A 9,689-nucleotide genomic window follows, 5' to 3' on the forward strand; every position below is an offset into this window, starting at 1 on the left:
TCAATCCCCATCTCTATTGCCGATTTATGATTTCTATTTCCGCGGCGCCGGTTTTTTGATTTAGGCCATCCAGTAGTGCGCGAAGTGTTACTCGAGCCAAACCCGATCCCTTAATCAATTCGGCAAAAATTTCTTTGACTACCTTCAATACCGCCAGCACGTAAAAAGCGCGATGAAACCTGAAATAAAAAAGCAATATATTTCGAGCCAGATAGTACTGAGAGAGTTCCGACCGTCCGTCGGAAGTTCTAGTACCAATGGTCCCCCCCTCCTTGTGGTACACGATGCTTTTACTCGCTACGCCTATTTCCCACTGGGATGCTCGTCGTGCCCAATCTATCTCTTCGTAATACAAGAAATACCGCTCTTCAAGAAGTCCGATCTCGCGAACCATTTCAGTTCGGGCAAGTAATGAAGCACCGGCAACGTATGTGGGACGTGTGATCTCTTCACAGCCGTCAGAAAGATGACTTCCGTTTCCAATTTGACGTCCACTCGCCCTGAAAACATTGAACTTGACGCCCCCGATGGCCTGTATGATCTCTCTTTCTCGATAATCAATTAACAGCGATCCGCACATCCCTATTCGATCGTCATCATCCGCTGCGGCAACCAATTCCGCTAGCGCATCTCTGTGTAGCTCCGTGTCATTATTGAGCAGCCAAATATATTTCGCGCTCGACGAAACCCCCAGATTGATCCCGATATTATTGCCAGCGGCATATCCTCCATTTGATTCCGCATTGACCATAATGAAATCTCCGCGATTAATCGAAAATAGCACCCCATCGCGCAAACTTGATTTAGTTGTTTGGAATCGGCTTTCACTTAACGAAGGCTGATTGCTGGCCCACTGCCAAATACGCGCGCGCGAATCGTCGGTAGACGCGTTGTCCACAACCACTACCGAATAGTTTGTATAAGACTGCCTATACAAGCTCTCCAGACAGCAAACAGTATCCTCACCGCGGTTCCAATTGAGGACAACCACGACGACCATTAAATTTTCCGTTTTTGGCCGCATCCTCAGACCTCGCAAATTCTAGACTGCTGCGTGACTTTAGAGCGAAGTGCCAGAAATACGTCTACCAGCGTGTTCTCATAATCCATCAATCTATTCGCGGCTATTTCGTTGCCCAATCCAACGCGGGCTTTAAGCTCAGCGCGATTTTTGCACGCTGCCAAGATCTTTTCTAAGGCATCCTTCGTGCTGTCAACGCGTGCATCAATTACCCATGGGTAATCTAATGCTGAGAACAACCCACTGAATTTTCTGCTGTAGGCCAGAGGGACCACAGGTACTCCGGCAGAAAACGCGGCGATGCAAGCATGCATACGCGCACCGCTGACGAAATCCATACCCGAAATAAATGATTTAGCTGCCCGTGGACCACTGAAGCTCGGTGCGATCTTTAAGCCAGGGTAATCCTTCCGTAGGTCCTCAATCGCAACTCTGTCATCATCATTTGGTATATTGTCGGGAACAACGTGCGGAATGAGCCACACTTCCGTCTCCGGACAGCTAGTCCACGCGTCAAGTAGCCCGCGCATTAATTGGCGATAATCCAACGCGAGTCCGAATTGGTTAGTGCCATCGTAGCCTCCGGAATACAGAAGACCTGAAACATTTAAGCCAATACGAGTAACCGAAGTTTTGCTGGTCGATTTGATTTCATATGGCAATCTGAACGCAACATCAATCGCTTCAGTAAGGTTATTTGATATCCCAAGATTCCGGACGAACTCGGCCGACAATCCATCTCTAGCGACAATCTTTTCGCATCGACGCAAAACAAGGCGTGCTCCCATACGTGCCCACCAATGATTAAATGGCCCAATTGTCTGCGGGCTCAATATCAGCGGCTTTCCGGCAGCCAGAACAAGTAATTTTGTGGCCAGAAGCAAGAAGTATCGTTTTAGACCGTAGATATCAGTAAAACTGTCGCCCTCACCGATATCAAGAACAACGTCGCACTTTCGTATTTGGCGACGAAATTCCGAATCAAGCGAAAAAATATTTTTCAATGAAAGGCTACGACCCTGCTCGACGAACGTTTCGCCTGCGGCATACCTGCTTCCTCCTTTCGTTCCTAGGACTGTGCACGTAAGCCTCACGTTCGCACGTCGTGCAGCAGCCTTACAGATTTCCATTTGCGAGTCCGTCAAAGCACCGACGCCCAAGTTATCCGACGTAACGGAATGCCAAAGCAACACAATTTCAATTGCGGATTCTTGAAAGTCTTCGCTAGGCCGATTGCTATCCAGGAGGTTCAAGTTAGTTTTCATTTTTCGCCCGACGATACGTTCCGACGCAATTTTTTAGCAGGCTAAACATATTCGACGATTGCGAAGCTTTTACCAGGCCTAGTCGACGGACGCGCGGAGCGTGACCAAATGCGAGCTGGGCCCCGATTAAACGAGCCAAGGCAAATCTCTTCCGTTCGCTCTGGTAAGGTTGCATTGACTCTATTTCTCCTACGCTAATTGCGTCCGAGCAAAGCGCGCCAGCTTGTGTAGCTCTTTCCATAAGTTGACGACCCACATCGGTTCTGATCAAAATCAGACTTCGACCATCTCTGTCCGAGAAGTCCGGATAACCGTCTTTTCCGTACCACGCATCTGCGCACACAATGTCGGCAAATTCACCTGTTCCATCAGGACAAATCTTGCATCGAAATTGCAAAAAGCGATTGAGAATCGTCCCCCAAGATTTGGAATAGTCCATTTCTCGCACGTCCCCTGACTTAGAAACGGCTCGTACGTTCCCTGGCCAGCCATTCCCCCGATAGCGAAAACTTCCAACCTCGTCTTTCGTCATATCCAATTGTTTTAGCACTTCGTACGTGCCATTCTGGCTTGGCACTCCGGCGCACATAAACGAAATAAAGTATCGAAACCTTTTTCCCACACGTTCGTCCACACGCGCCAATTGACGGAGAGCCACAACGTCGCATGGCTTACCAACGAAGGCTCCTGTCTCTTCTCCGTCTAGAATCGATCGGATATCTTTCAACGGCGCGGACGGTGCATAGCGAGAGCCGGCCGCCCGAAGTACGTCGGCGCGAGTTCGGCTAATCTGGAGCTCGTTGGCCAATGGGTCGGGTATCGATACAGCTATCTGCGCGACAAAATCTACGGAGCCACTCTCCAATAAATGCAGCAGCAAGCCAGACAGAACTCCGCCCGAAGATCCCACCCGACGAATTTCTTCATCGCAGGAATGTCCGACCCGCGTCTCAACTAGTGGTCCCCAAATGGGGTGAAACTGGCCCTCTGTTTTTTGATGGGAAACAACAACGCCCGGACAAAATGAAGCCAATTTATCTTCGTCATCGCGAGTCAAGGGTTTGATGATCACAGGTCGAAGAAATCCATTACCCGACATTTGCATACGGACAGGATTGCTATCCAGCGCCGATTCGCATAGGCCGCATCCGGTGCAAGAGTTCGACTCCAATACGCTTTCTAGCAAGCCCGACTTGACCATATCAACCCCGATTAAAATTTTCGTCGCTTCGAATATAAAATTATGCTATTCGAATCCAACTTAATTAAACACCACTTCAACTAATGACCGTCATACCCCAAGATTATTTTCACATACCACCTGACGCGAATGCCCGGAGCGACTAAAAATTATTACGTATGACACGGCAACGAATACATTTGAAATCAGCAAGCTATATAGCCAACCTATTATTCCAAAACGAGGCAAAAGGATGACCGCGAGGCCTATGGCGATAATCCAATTGGCGATCCCGACTGCGACTCGACTGCTCTGCAATCCGACGGCAGTCAAAGCAAGCCCCCATCCTGCGGCGATCATGCGGATAACGAAGAGGAAGCCAAACCAAGGTAGGATCGCTTCCAAACTCGCATATTGAACGCCGAACGTTCGATCGACTATTTCACGAGAAAATAGCCACATCGCGGCAGCGGAAACGCCCCCCACAGAAAAAAATGCAATTTGCACCCTTTTCAGCTCTGCCTTAAACTCCTCGGGCACTAGATTTTTTGATGACAATTTCGGAAGAAAAACACTTGAAAATATCGGCGCGACTTGCAACAGTCCGATTGTCAATTTCATGCCGGCCTGGAAAATCCCAACGGAGGAAGCTCCCAAGAAAAATCCAATAATCACATTATCAATTTGTCCAAAAAGACCCTGCAGTCCGAAGTCGAAAGCATATGCGCGCGCCTTTTTTAAAAACTCAACTCCGCGACGTGGCGATACCGTCAAATTTCCCGGGAGATATCTGACGACCGCCAACAAGAACAAAATGGCAGTCACTAGACGAGCGGTCACTATCGCAGTTGCCGCCGAGAGCTCCGAGCGCCGTAGCATGACAACTGACGTCACCGTCCCTCCGTACAAAACAGCTCCAAGCAGCGAGAACTTCGACTCCGTAGCGTATTTACCAACAGATCTCAAAGTTGCACCAAAGAACTCGATGAAGGTGTCGACAAGTGCTGCACAAAGCAAAGTGGCGAATAAAATCCAGCTGTGCAGGCTCGTGTAACGCAAAACAATGGGGCTAAGGGAAATCAAAGCGCATGCGACGATTAGTTTTGAACTCAGCACTCCACTGAATATCGTTACGTTCGATGACGGTCTGCGACCCACCTCGCGCAAGACATAGGAGGTGAAACCATAGTTGCATAGGAGAGCCAGAAGACCTGCCACACCTGACCAGATCATCAAGATGCCGAACTTATTCGCTCCGAGAATGCGCGCGATCACTGCCAAGGTCACAAAGTTGGCACCCAGGCGCACCCCGGTCGTAACTGTCATCAATCCAAGCTGTCGAATGTGGATGAGCTTCATTGTCCGCTCACGACAAGAGGTAGCAGGGCACGGGGGGAACTCACTTTCTGCCCCCGTTCGTTTGCGAGTTCGGAAGCATGCTCAAACAACCTCGCGCGAGTGCGTGTAGCTATAGTAGCCTGCGTATTGGCCGCCATAGCCCAGAGAGCGACGCGGCAAATCGTTGAGAAGAACGCCCTTTAGTGACACCCCCGCTTGCCGGAGACGGCGAACAGACTCAACAATTTCGCCCATCGGATGCTTTCCATGCCGGAGAGCCAGAAGCGTCGTGCCCGCATACTTGCCGACGATAGCGGCATCAGTTACTGCCAGGATAGGTGGCGTATCCAGTATTACGATATCGTACCGGTCAGATAGCTCTGTCAATTCCTCGGCAAATCGCCTATTGAGTAGAAGCTCTGATGGGTGTGGAGGAGTCGCCCCCGTCGAAATGAAATCTAGATTTGGCAGTATCTCGGAATGGACGATATTGTCTAACGCCTTCGTTCCACTGATTAGTTCCGTGATCCCGCCGGCTCTATCGACTCCGAAGAAATCGTGTACGTGCCCACGGCGCAAATCAAGGTCGATCAGGAGAACCTTTTGCCCGGAGGTTGCGAGCACGGCGGCCAAATTGGAAGAGACGAATGACTTTCCAACGCCCGGGCTTGGCCCGGTAACCACCACGATATTGTTCGGTGCATCAAGCATCGCAAACTGAAGTGATGTTCTGAGGCTCCGGAGACTCTCCACGGTGACGTCGTCGGGACACTGCGCCGCAAGGATCTGAAGCCCACCTTCGTGGCGACCAATTGCGGTATTGATTCGCCGTTGCTGCTCGCTGTGCGGAATAGCTGCGTATACAGCCAATCCGGTTGCGCGCTCAATTGCATCACCGCTCTCAACGCCACCTCGAAGGCTTTTCCGAACAAACGCGGCAGAGATACCAAACACAAATCCAAGAACGATACCTAACGCTATAGCGATAGCCTTCTTTGGCTTCACCGGTTTTTCGGAAAGCTGCGCGTAGTCGACGACGCGTACGTTGCCGACTTTCCCGGCCTTTAAGACACGAAGTTGCTGGGTATTGTTGAGCAATCCGGTATATAGATCTGTATCAACAGCAACGTCACGCATAAGCCGCAGAGCGGATTGTTCCACGTTTGGAAGAGTCGCAATGCGGCTACTCAGTGCATTCACCTGCTCTTTTGCCGAAGCAATTTGACTATCGAGAGCAACGACGCTTGGATGCGACGGAGTGAAACGTTGCGCAAGTTCTAGCCTTTTCTGCTCCATATCTAACAGAGCGGCCTTCGAGTCGACAGATTGCTGAAGAATCAGCTTAGCTTCTTCGCTAAGGTTTATGGTCCCGCTCTTGTTTCTAAACTGGTTATACTTTTCTTCCGCCTCATCGAGCTCTTTTTTCAGCTCCGGAAGCTGCTTTTCTAAGAAGGCAATCGTCTTCGCCGCATCAGCAGATTTGAGATCAAGGTTTTGCTTTACATATTCAGCGGACAACGCATTCAAGGTTGCTTGCGTCAACAGCGGACTCGGCCCTTGAAGGGTTACGCTCAAAATGCCAGACTGCTTCCCTTGCTCTTCAATCTTGAGGTTATCCTGAAGTTTTTCGACGGTGTCGAGCTCAGAATTTCTGATAAGTGTAAATTTTGTAGACGCACGAGCATGCAACGACTTCAAGGTCAAACTAACACGCCCATCATCGACACTTCCTACAGCCTGCCGCCCAACCGTACCCTTGAGCACAAGATCGCCATTCGGTGCGAAAAGTTCGTATTTGTCGCCGTCTCTTTTGACGACGGTAAACTCTTTTTCCCAGTAGGTGGACGGTACATTGAACTCAGACGTGTCGATGCTTTCCCCTCCCCAAGCGAAGGAGTCCAGCCCGAGAAACGGTGTAGCAATCGTACCTTTTGGCGCTGCCATCAAGGCGCCCTCGTTGTGCCCTGCCAGCCACGAGCCAAAGATCGGAAAGTATTTCGGGGTAGCGACTATAAATAGGCGCAAAGAGGAAACTGCATTTGTCAGAACGAGGCGAGATCTGATCAGCTCTATCTCTGCCGTAGTCGCCGATTTTGCGTCGAGCAGAGGGCTAAGGTCACCAAGCAGGTTCTTTGCCGAGAAGTCGGAGTCCTCAACCTGAACGATGACGTTAGCTTCATATATGGGCTTAGCCAGGAATGCGTACATCACGCTGAAGGCGGTTACGACGCAAACCACTATAGCTATGAGCCATCTTGAATCATAGATAACGGAGAGGAAGTTGATCAAATCAAGGTCTTCCTCGTTCTGGATCAGATTGCTCTGCGCTTCCGTTGAGTTTGCCATGGCCGTGTATTTAGATTATTTAGTCAATTTTTTCAGTGCGGGCAACCAATCTAGGATCCCGCGATCAATCGCAGCTAGTGCTTGCTCAAACGCTGCAAGGCCTTTTCGATACGGGTCCAAGACGTCAATCTTGCTGTGTTCGCCGAGGCGAAACACCTTGCCGCTTACGAACGGAAACGCGCTCTCAGCCGCCTTCTTCTGACCGGAGTCCATTGCGAATATAAGGTCTGCATCCTTTGCCATCGCCCACGAGAACTGTCGAGCAACGTGCAAACTCAAATCAACGCCTCGTTGCGCCATCAAGTCGATCGCGTGCGGATCAGCCTGCATACCGACGAGTGCCCCGAGTCCTGCCGAAGTGACCTTGACTTCGGGCAAAGCGACGGAAAGCAACGCCTGCACCATAGGGCTTCGGCAAATATTCCCCTCGCATATGACCAGAATTTTTTCCATCATTTCGTGACGATTGCGGCTGTTAGCCCTGCGTTAATTGCAGGCAACAACAAATTGAGCACGCGGCTAAATCGAACAAGTCCGTTCCCGTCGACGTAGACGACATCCTTCGGTTGCAGCTCGAACTGATTGGCGAGGATCATAGATATGGGCGAACTCGCATCTAGGCGAAAGACCTTCGGTGTTTTGTCGAACGATCCGCGAATGACATAGACTTGCGCAGCATCGGCACTGCTAGTGTTAAGGCTGCCGGCCTGAGAGAGCGCATCACTTAGGGTTAGCCGCCCGCTCTTCATTGGCAGCGCAGTCGCGGGCCTGTTAACTTCCCCCATCACAAATACGCCGTTATCGTCACGCGACATCACTCGCAGCATGTCCCCCCCCTTCAACACCACATTAGCCGGATTGATGCCGCGTTCCAGCATTTGAGAGAGGTTGAGGGGGTACGAAGCTCCATCTCGCACCAGCAAAATTCGACTCTGATCTGCTGTCGGATTGAACCCCCCTGCGCGATTGATCGCTTCATAGAGGGTCATGGGAATGTCGTTGATTGGCTGAGCACCTGGTGTATGGACTTCACCGTCGACATAAACCTGTCGCGCTCTGAAGGAGGCAACGCGCAGCGTAACCTGCGGCTTTACGAACACCTGAGACAATCGCTGCGTTAACTTTGCCTGTGCGTCTTCAACACGCAAGCCGGCAACTGGGACGTTACCCACATAAGGAAATTGAACATCCCCCTCGCTATCCACAATGAATCCAGGCACCGGGTCTGACGGACGCGTATTCGTTTGTGTCTGCGTGCCAAGAGCGGCAGCGAGTTCCGGATGGTCCCAGACAGTGATTTGCAGTACGTCGCCGGCGCCAAGCCGATACGCACCTGGCTTATCGAAAAGTTCTTTCGCCTCTTGTGCGCCGTCATCCGCCGCCGATTCATGCATCTGTTTAATCAGCGACAGATTTATGTCAGAGATCGGAATTTGGATCTGGTCAGCCGGTGCGCGAGAATCCGCGCTACTAACTGGAAGCGTCGCCGGGGCGGACATGCGCATTCCTGGCGCGACAGCGCACGCGGATAACACAGCACAGGTGGCCAGACCAATGCCTAACGTCCTAGCCCTTGCCACGCGGCATCCGCGCCTTCCACCTACTATTTCTTGAAAAGTGATCATCCTGCCCTCGCAAACTGGTCCTCCCCTCGTCATTCAAGTGGAGTCGCCGTCTCAAACAACGACCCGACTCGAATGCGAAGATTGTTTGTAATAACCTCAGTCAATTACTTCGTCGTAGTCCCCGTCCCTCCACTCCCCCCCGTCCCACCCGTCGACCCACCACTCCCACTACCAATCGGCGCCGCAGCCCCTGCCGCCTGCGCAGCCGCAACCAAAGAAGCAGCCGGCTGCCCGTTACTCGTAATCGCCCCAGCCGCCAGCAACGTATCGAGATCCGCATCCGCACCCGGAGCGCCCGGCGTAAACGAAACCGTCAAGAACGACGAAGAAGAAAGCGTGATCCCATACGTGTCCTTGATCAGCTTCACAACCGCAGCCTGAGCATTCGCAATCACCGTGCTATTCGACAGCGCGCTCTGATACGAAGAATTAGAAGTAATCCCGGCGAGCAACCCACTAACCGTCGTACCCAACTGTCCCGCAAGGTAGTCCAGCAGCAATTCGGTCAGCGGAGTCACGTTGTACGTGCCCGCCCCTGCCGCAAACGAATGAATAGTGACCGCACCACCTGTCGCCGTAATCGCGCAAGGACCATCAAACGCGAACGTCGCCGTATAAGCGCCGCTGGCATTAGCCGTCGCACTACCCGAACCGTTCTTGCAAGTCAGCGTGATGCTCGCGTTAGCCAGTGCCGCGCCGACAGCGGCCGTACCGCCCACCGTCCCGACCGGCGAGCCGCCGCTACTGGTTCCACCACCGCATGCAACCAGCGCACTGGTCGCCAGCACTATCGATCCGAACTGCAGCGTGCGCAGCGTGGCGCCGTTTAGAAGCTTCATCGCCTATCTCCAAAGAAAGTCATTCACAATTGACCGGCACCAGTGCCCGTCCGTCGCTTACACCCTGCAAACCGT

At 51.8% G+C, this 9,689-nt stretch carries 8 protein-coding genes; all 8 read right to left on the reverse strand.

Annotation, left to right across the window (positions count from 1 at the left end):
- Positions 1-13: 13 nt before the first annotated feature.
- The 8 genes from BM438_RS22095 to BM438_RS22130 all read right to left on the reverse strand — a co-directional run bounded on the left by BM438_RS22095 (position 14) and on the right by BM438_RS22130 (position 9,614).
- Positions 14-1,000, reverse strand: a complete 987-nt coding sequence (locus BM438_RS22095) for a glycosyltransferase family 2 protein (protein ID WP_167378432.1) — start codon at positions 998-1,000, stop codon at positions 14-16.
- Positions 1,001-1,026: 26 nt separating this feature from the next.
- The gene (locus BM438_RS22100; protein WP_208620685.1) at positions 1,027-2,274 is read right to left on the reverse strand and encodes a polysaccharide pyruvyl transferase family protein; all 1,248 of its coding nucleotides are present in this window, start codon (positions 2,272-2,274) and stop codon (positions 1,027-1,029) included.
- A 1-nt stretch (position 2,275) separates the two neighbouring features.
- A complete protein-coding gene (locus BM438_RS22105) occupies positions 2,276-3,358 on the reverse strand; it encodes a Coenzyme F420 hydrogenase/dehydrogenase, beta subunit C-terminal domain (RefSeq protein WP_208620686.1) in 1,083 nt (360 codons plus the stop codon).
- A 219-nt stretch (positions 3,359-3,577) separates the two neighbouring features.
- The gene (locus BM438_RS22110) at positions 3,578-4,825 is read right to left on the reverse strand and encodes an oligosaccharide flippase family protein (protein WP_093637752.1); all 1,248 of its coding nucleotides are present in this window, start codon (positions 4,823-4,825) and stop codon (positions 3,578-3,580) included.
- A gap of 81 nt (positions 4,826-4,906) precedes the next feature.
- Positions 4,907-7,150: a polysaccharide biosynthesis tyrosine autokinase gene (locus tag BM438_RS22115; RefSeq protein ID WP_093637755.1), complete on the reverse strand. Its 2,244-nt coding sequence runs from the start codon at positions 7,148-7,150 to the stop codon at positions 4,907-4,909.
- A 15-nt stretch (positions 7,151-7,165) separates the two neighbouring features.
- A complete protein-coding gene (locus BM438_RS22120; protein WP_208620687.1) occupies positions 7,166-7,606 on the reverse strand; it encodes a low molecular weight protein-tyrosine-phosphatase in 441 nt (146 codons plus the stop codon).
- Positions 7,603-8,775 carry a polysaccharide biosynthesis/export family protein gene (locus BM438_RS22125; protein WP_244179424.1) on the reverse strand — a complete coding sequence of 391 codons (1,173 nt, stop codon included), beginning with the start codon at positions 8,773-8,775 and terminating at the stop codon, positions 7,603-7,605. Before BM438_RS22125 ends, BM438_RS22120 begins: the two co-directional genes overlap by 4 nt.
- A 104-nt stretch (positions 8,776-8,879) precedes the next feature.
- Entirely contained in the window at positions 8,880-9,614 is a 735-nt protein-coding gene (locus BM438_RS22130; protein ID WP_093637763.1) for a hypothetical protein, read from the reverse strand.
- Positions 9,615-9,689 lie beyond the last annotated feature (75 nt).

The sequence above is a fragment of the Paraburkholderia aspalathi genome, from assembly GCF_900116445.1.
Classification (GTDB): Bacteria; Pseudomonadota; Gammaproteobacteria; order Burkholderiales; family Burkholderiaceae; genus Paraburkholderia; species Paraburkholderia aspalathi.